The organism is Mitsuaria sp. MSU3D, from assembly GCF_056867975.1.
Genome location: NZ_CP200314.1, coordinates 2,955,615 through 2,971,100 on the forward strand (window position 1 = coordinate 2,955,615; position 15,486 = coordinate 2,971,100).

Consider the following 15,486-nt stretch of genomic DNA (forward strand, 5'->3'; position numbering starts at 1 on the left):
AGTACCGAGGAGTAAGAACCAATGGCCAAGACCACCGTCGTCGTCGTCGACGATTCCGCGCTGGTGCGGAGCATCCTGACCGAGATCATCAACCGCCAGCCCGACATGCAATGCATCGGGGCCGCCAGCGACCCGCTGGTCGCGCGGGAGATGATCCGCAACCTCAACCCTGACGTGATCACGCTCGACGTCGAGATGCCGAAGATGGACGGCCTCGACTTCCTGCAGCGCCTGATGCGCCTGCGACCGATGCCGGTCGTGATGGTGTCGACGCTGACCGAGCGGGGTGCCGAGGTCACGCTGAAGGCGCTGGAGCTGGGCGCGGTGGACTTCGTCGCCAAGCCCAAGATCGGCGTGGCCGACGGCATCCGTGCGCTGGCGCAGGACATCACGGACAAGATCCGCATCGCGGCGAAGGCGCAGATCCGGCGCCTGCACGCGCCGGGCCCGGCCGCCGCGCCGGGCGCCCCCGCGCCGGCGGGAGGGGCGACTCCGCCGCTCAAGCCCGCCTCGCCGATCGCGAGCCTGGGCCGGTTGTCGACCGAGAAGATCATCTTCATCGGCGCGTCGACCGGCGGCACCGAAGCGACCAAGGACGTGCTGATCAACCTGCCGGCCGACTGCCCGGCGGTCTGCATCACGCAGCACATGCCGGCGGGCTTCACCCGCAGCTACGCGGCGCGCCTGGACGGCCTGTGCAAGATCCGCGTGAAGGAAGCGCAGGACGGCGAGCGCATCCTCCCCGGCCACGGCTACATCGCGCCGGGCGGCATGCACTTCAGCGTGGAGCGCTCCGGCGCCAACTACATCGCCCGCGTGCAGGACGGCGAGGCGGTGAACCGCCACAAGCCGTCGGTGGAGGTGCTCTTCAACTCCGCCGCGCGCGTGGTGGGTCAGAACGCGCTGGGCATCATGCTCACCGGCATGGGCGCCGACGGCGCCAAGGCGATGAAGACGATGAAGGACGCCGGCGCCTACAACCTCGTGCAGGACGAGGCGACCTGCGTCGTCTTCGGCATGCCGCGGGAGGCGATCAACGCCGGCGCCGCCGACGAGGTGCTGCCGCTGCACCAGATCGCCACGCGGCTGATCGAGCGCCTGCGCAGCACGGCGGGCATGTCGATGAACCGCGTCTGAATCCGGACCAGCTATCCGGAGAGGCATCCCCTCTCCCAAGCAAAAGACGGGCGCTTCGGCGCCCGTCGGCGTTTCCGGCAGCAGCCTTCTCTTTGACGCTTCCCTCTGAAGCCACGCTCACTACGCCAATGTTCGGCAACGAACATTCAGCGCGGACCCGGTGTAACATTTAGATTCAACTCAGGGAGAAGATCAAATGAGGTTAGCAGGATTCAAAGTCGAGAACTTCAAAGGAATCGGACCATCCGGCTGTTTGATACACATCGACGAGATCGTTGTTCTCATCGGACGCAACAATGTAGGCAAATCGACCATTCTCGATGCATACGAAGCGTTGGCGTCAAGTGGAAAAGAACTTGAAGTAAGTCATTTCCACAAAGAAGATGTCAGCGTTCCAATCGTAATTACTGGATTTTTCGACCAAATCAGTCAAGCTGACGAAGAAACGATCGGGAAAGACTGGAAATACAAGCACTCCGAATTCGGAGAATGCATTTCATTCCGCTACGTCTGGAAAGCTCCAAAAGAAAAAGCCAAGAAGCAGTCCTTTAGCCCCAAGGCCAACGACTTTATTGACGGCGGCCTTGGTGGCTTTGACTCCATGATCATGAGTCGAATTCCTCAGCCGGTTAGAATTCGACCAACGGATCAAATGGATACTACGCAGGCGAAGTTGCTCGCCATGCTGAAGGACTTCGTAAAGGAAAGTCTTAAATCAGACTCATCCCAAACGAAGACAGCTCTCGATCAAATTGAACAACTAACACAGCAAATATTCTCCGGCGTCAAAAAGAGCTTTGACGATCTTTCAGCACAAATCACCAAACAGGTGAATCAAGTATTTCCGGGAACGACCATCGAGTTGATACCGCGATCCAAAGATCCGCTCGATGAAAAATTGATTGCTGCGGATTCATATCTTCAGGTCACCCACGGGACAACCTCGCCGCTGGAACTTCAGGGAACAGGTCTGCAGCGCGCCCTGCTCTGGTCCACGTTGTCTGTCATGTCGACGCCAAGCAAGAAGAAGACAACGTCTAGCGCAGCCAGCTCCAAAATCCTGCTGATCGACGAACCGGAGGCCTTCCTTCATCCGCCCACGATCAGAGGTGCGCGAGAAGCCCTTTATTCGTTCGCTCTAGGAAATCCAGAGTGGCAAGTTATCGCCACGACACATTCGCCAATTTTCATCGATCTTTCAAAAGATCACACAACCATCATCCGGGTTGAAAACAATCCAGGGAAGAGTGATCACTTTATTTCAACTGACAAAATATCGTTCGACGAGAAGGAACGCGAACGATTGAAGATGATTCGAGCCTGCAATCCGGTAGTGAATGAATTCTTCTTTTATGACAATATCATTCTGGTTGAAGGGCCGACAGAGCAAGTCACCATCAATCACGTTGCAAAGCAGCTCGACAAGCAAGTGCACGTCATCGACTGTCTCGGCAAGGCAAATATTCCCATGTTTGCCAGAATCTTAACCAGTTTCAAGTACCTTACACTGTCGTGCATGATGCCGACACCCCAATGTGTGCGGGGAAGACCGGAATGAAGAAAAACGGGATGTGGACAGTCAACACCAGCATTCGCGATGCAGCAAACGCTCGTTCGCTGGGCCGCATTTATACTCAGTTCCCCCATTTTGAAGGCGAGCACTTCGGTGAGAGCCTGAAGTCAGGAAAAGTTGATCGCGTTCTCGAGGCCCTGGACAATCCCGATTCAGAGGATTACAAGAATATTCTTAAGGCCTACTCTTCCATACTATCTGGGGACGTAACAACGACAACGACAAGTGAAGAGGCCTTCGAAAAGAAGCGGGCCGGATATATTTCTTCGAAGGGCCTTGCCAATGACCCCTTCTGGGCATTGAACGAGCCCGTCTCTTCATAAAATCATTCCAAACGTAGTTCCTCGCCGAACACGAAACGGGCGCTGACGATGCGCCCGTTTGCGTTTCCGCCTTTGACATCAGCCGGCGTCGGGTCGACCTCGTAGATCGCGATCAGCTCGCGCACGACGGGGCCGTCCGGCGTCTGGTTGACGATGCGCTCGTGATCGATGACGGTGTTGCCGACCGCGACGCGATGCAGCAGCTGCGCGTGAGGACGCGAGGCCTCGAAGCGCGCGGTCATACGCTCGCGCAAGGCCGGAGCGCCCTGCGCGATCAGCCGGTCGGGGTACTCGTACTGGCGCGCGTCGGCCGCATAGGTGGCGACCAGCGCCTCGACGTCATGCGCGTTGTAGGCGTCGAGTTGCGCTTGAACCACGTCGGCAGGCGAAGTCGAAACGTTCGTCGTCGTGCTCATTGCGCGCGGCCCTTCTTGTCTTCGCTGGTCCGGTCGCTGGTCCGGTTTACAGCCGGCTGCACGCGAGGCGCCATGGCGCCCTGGCGATCGTTGGCCGCGGCGACCAGCGTCGCCTGCCGGGCGGCCTGCTCGCGCGCCACGCGCTGCGCCTCCACCCGGGCGACACGCTGCTCGCGGGCGGCGATCTGCAGTTCGGCGTTGACGTCGTTGAACGCGTTGGCGTTCGAGACCAGCGCCAGCGCCGAGACGATCGCGATCAGCACGGTCAGCGCCGGGCCGATCACCGGGAAACGCGCCCACGGCGAGTAGGCGTAGCACGGCACCTGCGGGGTCACCCGGGCACGGAGGCAGGAGGTGATGTCGGGCTCGTTCATGGTCGTTCCTTCGTTCATCGGTGGGAGTTTTGGATCAGTGCTGGTAATGCTAGATGCCCAACAAGCTGTCTCCAAACGCTATATCCTTGCCTCCTTGAGTAGCCAAACTTTCCAACGAGTCGCTACAGTCGCCCTCGTTTTCCCTTCCCGTTCTCCCGGAGGACACCCGATGCGACTTCCCCGCCTGCCGCTCCAGTACCTGGCCGCCTTCCGGGCCGCCGCGCTGCATCAGAACCTGCGCGCCGCGTCCGAGGAACTCAACCTGACGCACTCCGCGGTGAGCCAGCAGATCCGTGCGCTGGAACTGCAGCTCGGCTTCCCGGTCTTCGATCGACAGGGGCGACGCGTGGTGTTGAACGCCGCCGGCGCAGCCCTGCTGCGCGGCGTAGAGCGCGCCTACCAGGAACTCGACCAGGGCCTGCGCGCCGCGACCTCCGCGCACGGCGTCGGGCAGCGCAGCCTGCGCGTGACGGTGCTGCCCTCCTTCGCGCAGCGCTGGCTGCTGCCGCGGCTGGGCCGCTGGCACGCGCGGCATCCCGAAGTGACGATCGAGATCGAAGCGACGGCCCGGCTCGTCGACCTGGAGCGGGAAAAATTCGACATCGCGTTGCGGCAGGGCCTCGGCCCCTGGCCCGGCCTGACGAGTGAACCGCTCTTCGACCTCTCGATGCTGCCGGTCGCGTCGCCCGCGTTGGCGCACCAGTTGATCGGGCAGCCGCTGGAGGCGCTGGCCCAGGCGCCGTTGCTCGGCGATCCGGCGCAGTGGGAGGACTGGTTCGCGCAGGCTGGATTGCGGCGCCAGGTCGTGCCCGTCGCCATCTTCAACGACTTCGGCATCCTGCTGCAGGCGGCCGAGCAAGGCATGGGCGTCGGCCTGACGCGCGAATTGCTGGCGGCGGATGCGCTGCTCGACGGCCGTCTCGTCCGCGTCGCGCCGCGGCAGGCGATGCTCAAGGAGCCGCAGCGGTATCACATCGTCTACGCGCCGCAGTCGCGCGAGGAACCTGCCGTGCGCGCCTTCATCGATTGGCTGCACGAGGAGACCGCGCAGTCGCGCGCGGCGCTGGACGGGTCGATGACCTGCCTGGCGACAGGCCGTGTCACGGGCCCGGCCACCGGCAAGGTCACGATGCCAGAAACAGTTCCTGCAGATCGCTGAGGAAGTCGAAGCCGCGCGGTGTCGCGCGGATCACGGCGGGATCGAGGTCGAGCAGGCCCTTCTCGCGCCCTTGCGCCATCGCCTTGGCGATCGATGACGGCGGCAGGCCGGTGCGCTCGAGGAAGCTCTGCAGCGTCACGCCCTCGCGCAGACGCAACGCGTTCAGCATGAACTCGAAGGGCAGCTCGTTGCGGGCGACCTCGTTCTCGTTGGACACGGCCTGCCCCTCGGCCGCCTTCTGCATGAAGGTGGCGGGATCACGCCAGCGGACCTGCCGCAGCAGCCGGTGCGCGAAGCTGAGCTTCGTGTGCGCGCCGGCGCCGATGCCGAGGTAGTCGCCGAACTGCCAGTAGTTGGTGTTGTGCGTGCAGCGATGGCCATCGCGCGCATAGGCCGAGACCTCGTAGCGCGACATGCCCTTCGCGCCGGTGCGTGCGGTGATCAGGTCCAGCATGTCGCTGGCGAGATCAGGATCGGGCAGGTGTTCCGGCGGCGAATTCGCGAAGCGCGTGTTGGGCTCGATCGTCAGGTGATAGACCGACAGGTGCGGCGGATCGAACGCCAGCGCGATGTCCAGGTCCTGGTCGAGTTCCGCCAGCGTCTGCCCCGGCAGCGCGTACATCAAATCGATGTTGAAGGTGCCGAAGGAACGGGCCGCCTCCTCGATCGCCGCGCGCGCCTGCGTGCCGCTGTGGATGCGCCCGAGCGCGTGCAGCTTGGCGTCGTCGAAGCTCTGCACGCCGATCGACAGCCGCGTCACGCCCGCCTGCGCGAAGCCGGCGAAGCGGTCCTTCTCGAAGGTGCCGGGATTGGCTTCCATCGTGATCTCGCAGCCCGGCTCCAGCGGCAGGCGCGCGCGCAGGTCGGAGATCAGCTCGGCGATCTGCTCCGGCGCGAACAGGCTGGGCGTGCCGCCGCCGATGAAGATCGACACGACCGACCGGCCCCAGATCAGCGGCAGCGCCGCTTCCAGGTCCGAGCGCAGGGCGGCGAGGTACTGGCGCGCGGTCTCCACGTCGAGCTCGCGCCCGTCGCGGTATTCATGCGAGTTGAAGTCGCAGTACGGGCACTTGCGGATGCACCACGGCAGGTGCACGTACAGCGACAGCGGCGGCAGCGCCGACAGCGTCAGCGTGCCGGGCCGCATCATGCGGATGATGTCAGCCAAGGTGCCAGCTCTCGCGCATCTGGCGCAGCAGGTCTTGCGACGCGAGCGCGCGGTGGCTCAGACGGTTCTTCGCCTCGGCGCCCAGCGCCGCGACGCTCTTCCCGAGTTCGGGAATGAACAGCAGCGGGTCGTAGCCGAAGCCGCCCTCGCCTTCCAGCGCATGCAGGATCTCGCCGTGCCAGCGGCCCATGGCGATCAGCGGTTCCGGGTCGTCGGCCGAGCGCACGGCGACCAGCGCGCAGACGAAGCGGGCGCGCCGATCCTCGATGCCATCGAGCTTCTCGAGCAGCACACGATTGTTTTCGGCGTCGCTCTTCTCGCGGCCGAACAGCGTCGCGTAGCGCGCCGACAGCACGCCCGGCATGCCGCCGAGCGCATCGACGGCCAAGCCCGAGTCGTCCGCCAGCGCCGGCAGGCCGCTGGCCTTCGCCGCGTGGCGGGCCTTGGTCAGCCCGTTCTCGACGAAGGTGTGGAAAGGCTCTTCCGCCTCCGGAATGCCGAGACTGCCCTGCGTCACGAGCTCGATGCCCAGCGGCTCGAACAGCGCCTGCAGTTCCTTCAGCTTCTTCGCATTGTTGGAGGCCAGGACCAACTTCATCGCTTGCTCCAATCGACGGAGATTACTGGGGAGTCACTTCAGACCGAGCGCCTCGCGCTGCGCGACGAGCAGCTCGCGGATGCCCTTCTCGGCGAGGTTCAGCAGCACGTCGACCTCGGCGCGCGTGAACGCGACGCCTTCGGCCGTGCCCTGCAGCTCGACGAAGTGTCCCGCACCGGTCATGACCACGTTCATGTCGGTGTCGCAGGCGGAGTCCTCGACGTACTCGAGGTCCAGCAGCGCCTGGCCGTCCAGGATGCCGACCGAGATCGCGGCGACCGCGTCCTTCAGCGGCGACGCGGTGATCTTGCCCTGCGCGATCAGCCAGCTCACCGCGTCATGCGCGGCCACGTAGGCGCCGGTGATCGCCGCGGTGCGGGTGCCGCCGTCGGCCTGCAGCACGTCGCAGTCGATCTGGATCGTGCGCTCGCCGAGCTTGGACAGGTCGAACACCGCGCGCAGCGCGCGGCCGATCAGGCGCTGGATCTCCTGCGTGCGGCCGGTCTGCTTGCCGCGCGCGGCCTCGCGGTCGCTGCGGGTGTGCGTGGCGCGGGGCAGCATGCCGTACTCGGCGGTGACCCAGCCCTCGCCGCTGCCGCGCTTGTGCGGCGGCACCTTCTCTTCGACGGAGGCGGTGCACAGCACCTTGGTGTCGCCGAACTCGATCAGCACCGCGCCTTCGGCGTGGCGGGTGTAGTGGCGGGTGATGCGGACCGGACGCAAGGCGTCCGCCGCTCGCCCTTGCGGGCGGCTGGCGTTGCTGCTCATGAGGAAATCCTTTGGTGCCTTCAGTGGGGCTTCTTGCCGGCCTTGCGGATCGCGTCCTGGATCTCGCGCACGGCGGAATCGATCTCGGCTTCGTCGAGCTGCACGTCCTGGGTCGCCCCATGGATCGTGGAGGCGAAGCCTTCCTGGTCCAGGTCCTGCGTGGAGATCGAGTCGGGGGCATCGCCCTCGCCTTCCCACTCCACGGCCAGGGCCGTCACATTGTCGCTGCGCGCGCCGGCCTGGCGCAGCGCCTGCTCGACGAGCTCCGGCACCGCGTCGCCGACCGAGCGGCTGTCGGACATGTGGCGCAGGATGTCCACGTCGCTGACCGAGCTCCACAGCCCGTCCGAGCACAGCAGCATGCGGTCGCCGTTCTGCAGCAGCACCGGGCCGTTGACGTCGATCATCGGTTTGCCGGGGCTGCCGAGACACGTGAACAGCACATGGCGGTTGAAGCGCTCGGCGCCGGTCGCGTGGCGGCCCAGCGCCTCCTGCAGCTCGCTGTAGGAGTGGTCGCGCGTGCGGGCGATCAGCTCGGTCTCGCGCAGCAGGTACATGCGGGAGTCACCGCAGTGCGCCCACCAGATCTGGCCCTGTTGCATCAGCCCGACGACGATGGTCGTGCGCGGCGTGTCGTTCATGCCGCGTTGCTGCGCGTAGGTCAGCAGCTGCTGGTGCGCGAGCAGCACGGCCGTCTCCAGGAACTGCGACGGCTCCTTGATCACCGGCTGCGCGTCGCGCTGGAACAGCGCCGCGACGTTCTGGAGCGCCAGATGGGCGGCGACCTCGCCGTCCGGATGGCCGCCCATGCCGTCGGCCAGCGCGAAGAGACCGGCCTCGCGGGTATAGCAATACCCCATGCGGTCTTCGTTCTTCTCCCGGCCGCCACGGCGGCTCACCTGGTAGACGGAGAACTTCACGCCTTCGCCCCGGTCTTCAGGTTCTCCAGCTGCAGCTTGAGGCGCTCGCTGAAGCTGAGCTTGGTGTAGCGGCGCTCGGTCTCACGCGAGAGCTCCTTCTGCAGCGCGAAGACGCTCTGCGGACGGGTCAGCGGATCGAGCGACATGCACCACTCGGTCACTTCGAGCAGGTTGTCGGAATACACGTTGCGCAGGCGCGAGAGCGACAGCCCGAGGCGGTCCTTCTCCAGGCGCTGCGGCGCGTCGTTGGGCGGATAGCCCTGCATGCAGGCGTAGATGCAGGCGCCGATCGCGTAGATGTCGGTCCACGGGCCCAGCGAGCCGTCGCGTCTGTACATCTCGGGCGCAGCGAAGCCGGGCGTGTACATCGGCCGGATGAAGTTGCCTTCCTTGGACAGCACCTCGCGCGCCGCGCCGAAATCGAGCAGCACCGCCTTGTTGTCGTTGGTGATGAAGATATTGGCCGGCTTGATGTCCAGGTGCAGCATCTTGTGCTGGTGCACGATGCGCAGGCCCTTGAGGATTTCGTCGAAAAGCGACCGGATGGTCGATTCCCGGAACACCTTGTCACGCTTCAAATCGCGCGCGGTCACGATGAAATCCTGCAAGGTATCGCCTTGCAGGTAATTCATGACCATATAGACGGTCTCGTTCTCGCGCAGGAAATTCAGCACCGAGACGACGCTCGGATGCGAAATCTGCGCGAGGGAACGGCCTTCCTCGAAAAAGCTGCGCAACCCCAGGCGGTATAGGGGCTGCTTCTCCGGTTTCACGCGAGGCGTGAGTTCTCCGGGAGATCGTTCTGCAAGGGACGAGGGGAGGTATTCCTTCAGAGCGACCAAGTGATGGTCGGGGTCTTCGGCGAGATAAACCACGCCGAATCCACCCGCAGCCAATTTCTTGATGATCTGATAGCCCCCCACCACCGTGCCTGCGGGCAAGGGCGCCGGTTTCGGCTTTGACATAATCGCGGTTCGATTGTTCTACCGATAGCTGATGCCAGTTTACAGCATGACCGGTTATGCCAGCGCCACGGCACAACCCGCGAACTCCGGCGAAACCCCTAGCCCGGCCACCCAACCTGCGGTCACGGTGGAGGCGCGCTCGGTGAACGGACGCTTCCTCGACCTGAGCTTTCGCATGCCCGACGAGCTGCGCTCGCTCGAGCCGGCCCTGCGCGAGCTTGTCTCGGGCAGCGTCAAGCGAGGCAAGATCGAACTGAGGATCAACACCCATCGAGACACCGACAATTCCTGGCCGAACCCGCAGCCAGAGCAGCTCAACCGGCTTTCGCGGCTGGAATCGCAGGTGCAATCCTGGCTGCCGAAAGCGCAGGGACTGAGCGTCCAGGAAGCCTTGAACTGGTGCAAGACCGGCGCGACGGGCGCCTCGGCGAACGACGAGACGGTGCTCGACGCCGCGCGTCAATGCATCCAGGGATTCCTCGAGGCGCGCGAGCGCGAAGGCGGCAAACTGGTCACGATGCTCAAGCAGCGCGTCGCCACTTTGCGGGACCTCGCCACACAAGCCGAGCCGCTGATCCCGGCCGCGGTGCAACGCCAGCGCGAGCGTTTCCTGGAACGCTGGCAGGAGGCGCTGAGCGCCACCAGCGCCACGCAGACGATCTCCGAGCAGACGCTGCAGGAGCGCGCCGTCAACGAGGCGGCCGCCTACGCGCTGCGCATCGACGTGGCCGAGGAGCTCACACGGCTGCGCTCGCACCTGGACGAGATCGAGCGCCTGCTCAAGAAGGGCGGCGAGGTCGGCAAGCGGCTGGACTTCCTGATGCAGGAACTGCACCGCGAAGCCAACACGCTGGGCTCGAAGGCCGCGGCCATCGAGCTGACCAACATCTCGGTGGAGATGAAGGTCGCGATCGAGCAGATGAAGGAACAGGTGCAGAACATCGAGTAGCTCTGCGGGGGTCCTCCGCCGACATGGCGGTCATCGCACGAAGGTGTCAGGACCATTCCTTCCGGGCCGCCAGCCAGCGGTCCAGCGATGACTGCAGATGCGAGCGCATGGCGGTCTGCGCTGCAAGCACGTCGCGGCTCTCCAAGGCGCGCAGGATGACCTCGTGCTCGCGCACCGCGTCCATCCAGGTCCGCACGCTCTCCGACCGGACACTGAGCTGCACGGAGATCGGACTGTGACGTTCGTCGAACAACTCGCGAACGAGCCGTTCCATGACCGAGTTGCCGGTCATCGCGGCAATGGCCAGGTGGAATTCGCGGTCTTCGTCCATCGGGGACCGGCCCTTGGCGATCGCCGCGCGCATGTCGCCGATCGCCTTCGACACCTGGGCAAGCCCGTCGGGCGTGGCGCGTCCACAAGCGAGCGCAACGATCGAACCTTCCAGCGCCGAACGGGCCTGCATCAGTTCGATCGGGCTTTCCCCCAGCGAATCGCTCACGGGCGCCGCCCGTTCCGCCCCGGCGCAGACATAGACGCCGGCGCCCATGCGCACCTCCACGCTGCCTTCCACTTCCAGCGCGATCAGCGCCTCGCGCACCGACGGCCGCGAGACGCCCAGTCGTTGCGCCAGGTCGCGTTCCGGCGGCAGCCGCGCGCCGACCGCGTAGTCGCCCTGCTTGATGAGACCGCGGATCTGGTCGGCGATCTGCTGGTACAGACGCCGGTTGTCGACGGGTTTGAGCTGACTGATCAAAGGCGGATCCCCTGCCGAAGGCCGAGGCCGATTGGCCTTACCAAAGTGATGCGCCACAGTGTATGCGCTCGACTTGCACCGCTTCCCTCGCCGGGTACGGCCCTCATTTCCAGGGCGCCAGGGTAAGTACGGTCAGGCCAATTTCATCAATCTCGTAAAGTGGCCTGACCAGTAGGGTGCTCCGGTTCCTGGGACGGTGGCATCGCGACACAAGGACCGCCTCATGCTGACCGTGATCTGCGAGACACCCGGCACGCTTCGCGCCGAAATCCGCCCGATGCCGCTGCGCGGCGATGACGAGGTACTGCTGCGCGTCAAACGCGTGGGCGTCTGCGGCACCGACCTGCACATCTTCACCGGCGACCAGCCCTACCTGAGCTATCCGCGCGTAATGGGGCATGAACTGTCGGGCATCGTCGACCAGGCGCCGGCCGACAGCCCTCTGGCGCCAGGCGATGTGGTGTACGTGATGCCGTACCTGTGCTGCGGCACGTGCATTGCCTGCCGCCAGGGCCGCACCAACTGCTGCGCCAACCTCCAGGTGCTGGGCGTTCACCGCGACGGCGCGTTCACCGAGTACCTCACGGTGCCGCAGGGCTTCGTGCACAAGGCCGAAGGTGTGTCGCTGGACCAGGCGGCGATGGTGGAGTTCCTCGCCATCGGCGCCCACGCGGTGCGGCGGGCCGACGTGAAGGCCGGGCAGCGCGTGCTGGTGGTCGGCGCCGGCCCGATCGGGATGGCGGCGATGATCTTCTCGAAGTTGCGCGGCGCCCAGGTCACGGCGCTCGACACGCGGCGCGACCGGCTCGACTTCTGCATCGCGCAACTGCACATGGCGGCGTCGGTGCAGATCGCCGATGACGACGAACAGCAGTTGGCGCGGCTGACCGACCACGAGTTCTTCGATGTCGTGTTCGACGCCACCGGCAATCCGAAGGCGATGGAGCGCGGCTTCAAGTTCGTCGCTCACGCCGGCACCTATGTGCTGATCTCGGTGGTCACTGCGACGATCGGCTTCTCGGACCCGGAGTTCCACAAGCGCGAGACCACGCTGCTCGCCAGCCGCAACGCGACGACCGAAGACTTCGAGACCGTGCTCGACGCGATGCGCGCGGGCCAGATCCCGGACGCGGCGCTCAACACGCACCGGCTCACGCTGGTCGAGGTGCCGACCGACTTCAAGCACCTGCTGGACCCCGCCCGAGGCGTCGTCAAGGCCATCGTGGAGTGCTGAGCGCCATGACCCAGGCCATCCTCCAGTTCGGCACCAGCCGCTTCCTGCAGGCGCACGTCGACCTGTTCGTCTCGCAGGCGCTCGACCGCGGCGAGACGGGCCGGGCGGTCGGCGGCATCCTCGTGGTGCAGACGACCGACAACCCCGCGAGTGCCGAACGCGTCGCCGCACTGGCCGCCGGCGACGGCTACCCGGTGCGCGTCCGCGGTCTGCGGCGCGGCGAGCGCATCGACGAGACCCTCACATGCCGCGCGGTGCGGCAGGCGCTGCAGGCCGATGCCGACTGGCCGGCGCTGCGCGAGGCCATCGCGACCGATGTGCGCGTGATCGTCTCGAACACCGCCGACCGCGGCTACCAGCTCGACGAACGCGACGGTCCGGCCTGCATCGACGACACGTCGCCTGCGCCACATAGCTTCCCGGCCAAGCTGCTGGTGCTGCTGCACCACCGCTGGCGCGCCAGGCCGGCGGCCGCCCTGTCGATCTTTCCTTGTGAACTGATCGAGCGCAACGGCGACGTGCTGCGCGATCTGGTGCGATCGCTCGCCACCCGATGGCGCCTGGATGCGGCCTTCGTCGACTGGCTGGACGACCATTGCATCTGGGCCAACTCGCTGGTCGACCGCATCGTCGCGGAGGCGCTGCACCCGGTCGGCGCCGTGGCCGAACCCTATGCGCTGTGGGCCATCGAACGGCAGCCGGGGCTGGTGCTGCCGTGTGCACACGAAGCCATCCTGCTGACCGACGACCTCGAGCGGTACGTGCGGCTGAAACTGCTCCTGCTGAACGCCGGGCACACCTGGCTCGCCGAACGCTGGAAGGTGGACGGCCGAGCCCCCGGCGAGACCGTCCGGCAGGCGATGAACGATGCGGCCTTGCGATCCGGACTCGAATCCCTCTGGAGCGACGAGGTGCTGCCGGTGTTCACGGCGCTGGGCCAGCGCGCCGAAGCCGACGCCTACCTCGTCGACGTGCGCGAGCGTTTTCTGAACCCCTTCCTCGACCACCCGATCGCCGACATCGCGCGGAACCACGCGCAAAAGAAGCAGCGGCGCTTCCTGCCCATCGTCGCGCTCGCCGACCGGCTGCAATGCGGCATCGCACAGCCGCGCTTGCGTGCCGCGCTGGCCGACGCGGGTTGATCCGGCCCCGACGGGAGACACCCGCATGACCATCGATGCCAAGGCGGCCATCGACCCGGCCCGGGCGACCGTCGGCGCGCGGGTGATCCGCCTGCATCCCGATGACAACATCGTCGTCTCGCTCGACCAATTGGTCTCGGGCACCCACATCGCGGCCGAAGCCACGACCGTTTCCGGGCTGATCCCGCCGGGCCACAAGATCGCGACGCGCGCGATCGCGACCGGGGAAGCGGTCAGGCGCTACGGCCAGATCATCGGCTTCGCGAGCCGGGCCATCCGCCCCGGCCAGCACGTGCACTCCCACAACCTGGCGATGGGCGATTTCAAGCGCGACTACGCCCACGGGGTCGATGCGCGCGACACGCCTCCGGCAACGCAGCCGGCGCGTTTCGACGGCATCGTGCGCGCCGATGGGCGCGTGGCGACACGCAACTACATCGGCATCCTGACGTCGGTGAACTGCTCGGCGACGGTCGCCCGCGCCATCGCGGACCACTTCCGGCGCGACATCCATCCCGAGGCGCTGGCCGCGTTCCCGAACATCGATGGCGTCGTGGCGCTGACGCACGGCACGGGCTGCGGCATCGACTCGGAGGGCGAGGGGCTCGCGATCCTGCAGCGCACGCTCGGCGGCTACGCCTGCCATCCGAACTTCGCGAGCGTGCTCGTCATCGGGCTGGGCTGCGAGACCAACCAGATCCCGACGCTGCTGGCGACGCAGGGCCTGCAGGAGTCCGGCACGCTGCACACGTTCACGATCCAGGATGCGGGCGGCACGACGACCGCCATCGCCCGCGGCATCCAGCTGGTGCAGGCACTGCTGCCACCGGCCAACGCCATCCGGCGGCAGCGCGTTGCCGCCAGCCACCTCGTGATCGGGCTGCAGTGCGGCGGCTCGGACGGCTACTCCGGCATTTCGGCCAACCCGGTGCTGGGCGCGGCGGTCGACCTGCTGGTGGCGCACGGCGGTACCGCGATCCTGTCGGAAACGCCTGAGATCTATGGCGCCGAACACCTGTTGACGCGGCGGGCGCAGACCGTCGAGATCGGCCACAAGCTGGTGGCGCGGATCCGCTGGTGGGAGGACTACTGCCGCCGCAACGGCGCTCAGATGGACAACAACCCGTCCGCCGGCAACAAGGCCGGCGGCCTGACGACGGTGCTGGAGAAGTCGCTCGGCGGCATCGCCAAGGGCGGCTCCACCACCCTCATCGAGGTCTACGAATACGCGCAGCCGGTGAAGGCGCGCGGTCTGGTGTTCATGGACACGCCGGGTTATGACCCGATCTCCGCCACGGGCCAGGTGGCGGGGGGCGCCAACCTGATCTGTTTCACCACCGGTCGCGGTTCGGCCTACGGCTGTGCGCCGTCGCCGTCGGTCAAGCTGGCGACCCACACGGCGCTGATGCGGCGGCAGGCGGACGACATGGACCTCAACTGCGGCGACGTGCTCGATGGCACGCAGACCATCCGGGGTCTCGGCGCGGAGCTGTTCCAGTTGCTGCTCGACACCGCCTCGGGCCGGCCGTCGCGCAGCGAGCTGCATGGTTACGGTCAGAACGAGTTCGTGCCCTGGCAGATCAGCGTCATCACCTGAGGTCCCGAGCCGGCGCTCCACCGGACCGGGACACGCCGGCGAGGTCACGGGTGAAGGGGACCTGCCTCGATCTTCCTCCTGGAGAGCCCCCTTGTGACGAGGCGATCCCCCCAGTTCCGCAATTGACCTCTCCGGGGCGGTGGCCTAGCTTGGCGACTAGAACTGCGGCACCAACGCCCAGCGACAGGACACCGGGGAGGAGCAATGGCCAAGCGACGATCGCAGGCAGGTCGAATGCATCTCGAACCATCCGTTCGATCCGCCAACCAAGGCGCCTTTCCACGTTCGAAAGGCGTTTCGATGCAAGTCCCCCTGCGACGGGTCGAGGGTCCGTGGAACGGGCCGGCCGTGCTTCGGCCCCTGGCGCCCCTGCCCCCCACGGCCGTGCGCCGATGGCTGACGGGAGCGC

16 protein-coding genes are annotated in these 15,486 nt (G+C 65.9%); 8 read left to right on the plus strand and 8 right to left on the minus strand.

Translation table 11 applies throughout. The annotated features are described in order from the left end of the window. Positions 1–21 precede the first annotated feature (21 nt). The 3 genes from AC1VNM_RS13005 (at position 22) to AC1VNM_RS13015 (ending at position 3,033) form a co-directional block, all read left to right on the plus strand. A complete protein-coding gene (locus AC1VNM_RS13005; protein ID WP_377152976.1) occupies positions 22–1,137 on the plus strand; it encodes a protein-glutamate methylesterase/protein-glutamine glutaminase in 1,116 nt (371 codons plus the stop codon). A gap of 196 nt (positions 1,138–1,333) precedes the next feature. Further along, positions 1,334–2,695 carry an ATP-dependent nuclease gene (locus AC1VNM_RS13010; protein WP_483107193.1) on the plus strand — a complete coding sequence of 454 codons (1,362 nt, stop codon included), beginning with the start codon at positions 1,334–1,336 and terminating at the stop codon, positions 2,693–2,695. A gap of 11 nt (positions 2,696–2,706) precedes the next feature. After that, complete coding sequence (locus AC1VNM_RS13015; RefSeq protein WP_483107194.1) at positions 2,707–3,033, plus strand: hypothetical protein; 327 nt, start codon at positions 2,707–2,709, stop codon at positions 3,031–3,033. A gap of 2 nt (positions 3,034–3,035) precedes the next feature. Here the strand turns inward: AC1VNM_RS13015 and AC1VNM_RS13020 are convergent, their stop codons facing one another. Beyond that, a complete protein-coding gene (locus AC1VNM_RS13020) occupies positions 3,036–3,449 on the minus strand; it encodes a nuclear transport factor 2 family protein (protein WP_483107195.1) in 414 nt (137 codons plus the stop codon). Next, positions 3,446–3,823, minus strand: coding sequence for a hypothetical protein (locus AC1VNM_RS13025; RefSeq protein WP_483107196.1), 378 nt, complete (start codon positions 3,821–3,823; stop codon positions 3,446–3,448). The genes AC1VNM_RS13020 and AC1VNM_RS13025 overlap by 4 nt, the downstream gene beginning before the upstream one ends. 169 nt (positions 3,824–3,992) lie before the next feature. Between AC1VNM_RS13025 and AC1VNM_RS13030 the strand changes: the two genes are divergently transcribed. After that, a complete protein-coding gene (locus AC1VNM_RS13030; RefSeq protein ID WP_483107197.1) occupies positions 3,993–4,982 on the plus strand; it encodes a LysR substrate-binding domain-containing protein in 990 nt (329 codons plus the stop codon). On the opposite strand, the gene hemW is transcribed toward AC1VNM_RS13030, so the two are convergent. Genes hemW through AC1VNM_RS13055 form a run of 5 tightly spaced genes read right to left on the minus strand, consistent with a single transcriptional unit; the run spans position 4,948 to position 9,401 of the window. Then, a complete protein-coding gene (hemW, locus tag AC1VNM_RS13035) occupies positions 4,948–6,132 on the minus strand; it encodes a radical SAM family heme chaperone HemW (protein WP_483109276.1) in 1,185 nt (394 codons plus the stop codon). The genes AC1VNM_RS13030 and hemW overlap by 35 nt on opposite strands. A gap of 10 nt (positions 6,133–6,142) precedes the next feature. Continuing rightward, positions 6,143–6,748 (minus strand): RdgB/HAM1 family non-canonical purine NTP pyrophosphatase, encoded by a 606-nt coding sequence (gene rdgB / locus AC1VNM_RS13040; protein WP_377152969.1) that lies wholly within the window; start codon positions 6,746–6,748, stop codon positions 6,143–6,145. Between the two features lie 33 nt (positions 6,749–6,781). After that, entirely contained in the window at positions 6,782–7,516 is a 735-nt protein-coding gene (gene rph, locus AC1VNM_RS13045; RefSeq protein ID WP_431104606.1) for a ribonuclease PH, read from the minus strand. A gap of 20 nt (positions 7,517–7,536) precedes the next feature. Further along, positions 7,537–8,436: a PP2C family protein-serine/threonine phosphatase gene (locus tag AC1VNM_RS13050; protein ID WP_067275106.1), complete on the minus strand. Its 900-nt coding sequence runs from the start codon at positions 8,434–8,436 to the stop codon at positions 7,537–7,539. Then, positions 8,433–9,401 carry a serine/threonine protein kinase gene (locus AC1VNM_RS13055; protein ID WP_058936168.1) on the minus strand — a complete coding sequence of 323 codons (969 nt, stop codon included), beginning with the start codon at positions 9,399–9,401 and terminating at the stop codon, positions 8,433–8,435. The genes AC1VNM_RS13050 and AC1VNM_RS13055 overlap by 4 nt, the downstream gene beginning before the upstream one ends. Positions 9,402–9,432: 31 nt before the next feature. On the opposite strand from AC1VNM_RS13055, the gene AC1VNM_RS13060 reads away from it, so the two are divergent. Next, entirely contained in the window at positions 9,433–10,350 is a 918-nt protein-coding gene (locus AC1VNM_RS13060; RefSeq protein ID WP_483107198.1) for a YicC/YloC family endoribonuclease, read from the plus strand. A 46-nt stretch (positions 10,351–10,396) separates the two neighbouring features. Here the strand turns inward: AC1VNM_RS13060 and AC1VNM_RS13065 are convergent, their stop codons facing one another. Beyond that, on the minus strand, positions 10,397–11,161 hold the full coding sequence (locus AC1VNM_RS13065) for a FadR/GntR family transcriptional regulator (RefSeq protein ID WP_483107199.1): 765 nt from the start codon (positions 11,159–11,161) through the stop codon (positions 10,397–10,399). 166 nt (positions 11,162–11,327) lie between these two features. On the opposite strand from AC1VNM_RS13065, the gene AC1VNM_RS13070 reads away from it, so the two are divergent. From AC1VNM_RS13070 to AC1VNM_RS13080, 3 genes are read left to right on the plus strand one after another with little or no spacing between them, the layout of a single operon-like run. Beyond that, entirely contained in the window at positions 11,328–12,338 is a 1,011-nt protein-coding gene (locus AC1VNM_RS13070; protein ID WP_483107200.1) for a zinc-binding alcohol dehydrogenase family protein, read from the plus strand. Between the two features lie 5 nt (positions 12,339–12,343). Further along, a complete protein-coding gene (locus AC1VNM_RS13075) occupies positions 12,344–13,480 on the plus strand; it encodes a mannitol dehydrogenase family protein (RefSeq protein WP_483107201.1) in 1,137 nt (378 codons plus the stop codon). A gap of 25 nt (positions 13,481–13,505) precedes the next feature. Next, on the plus strand, positions 13,506–15,077 hold the full coding sequence (locus AC1VNM_RS13080) for a UxaA family hydrolase (RefSeq protein ID WP_483107202.1): 1,572 nt from the start codon (positions 13,506–13,508) through the stop codon (positions 15,075–15,077). The last annotated feature ends 409 nt before the right edge of the window (positions 15,078–15,486 follow it).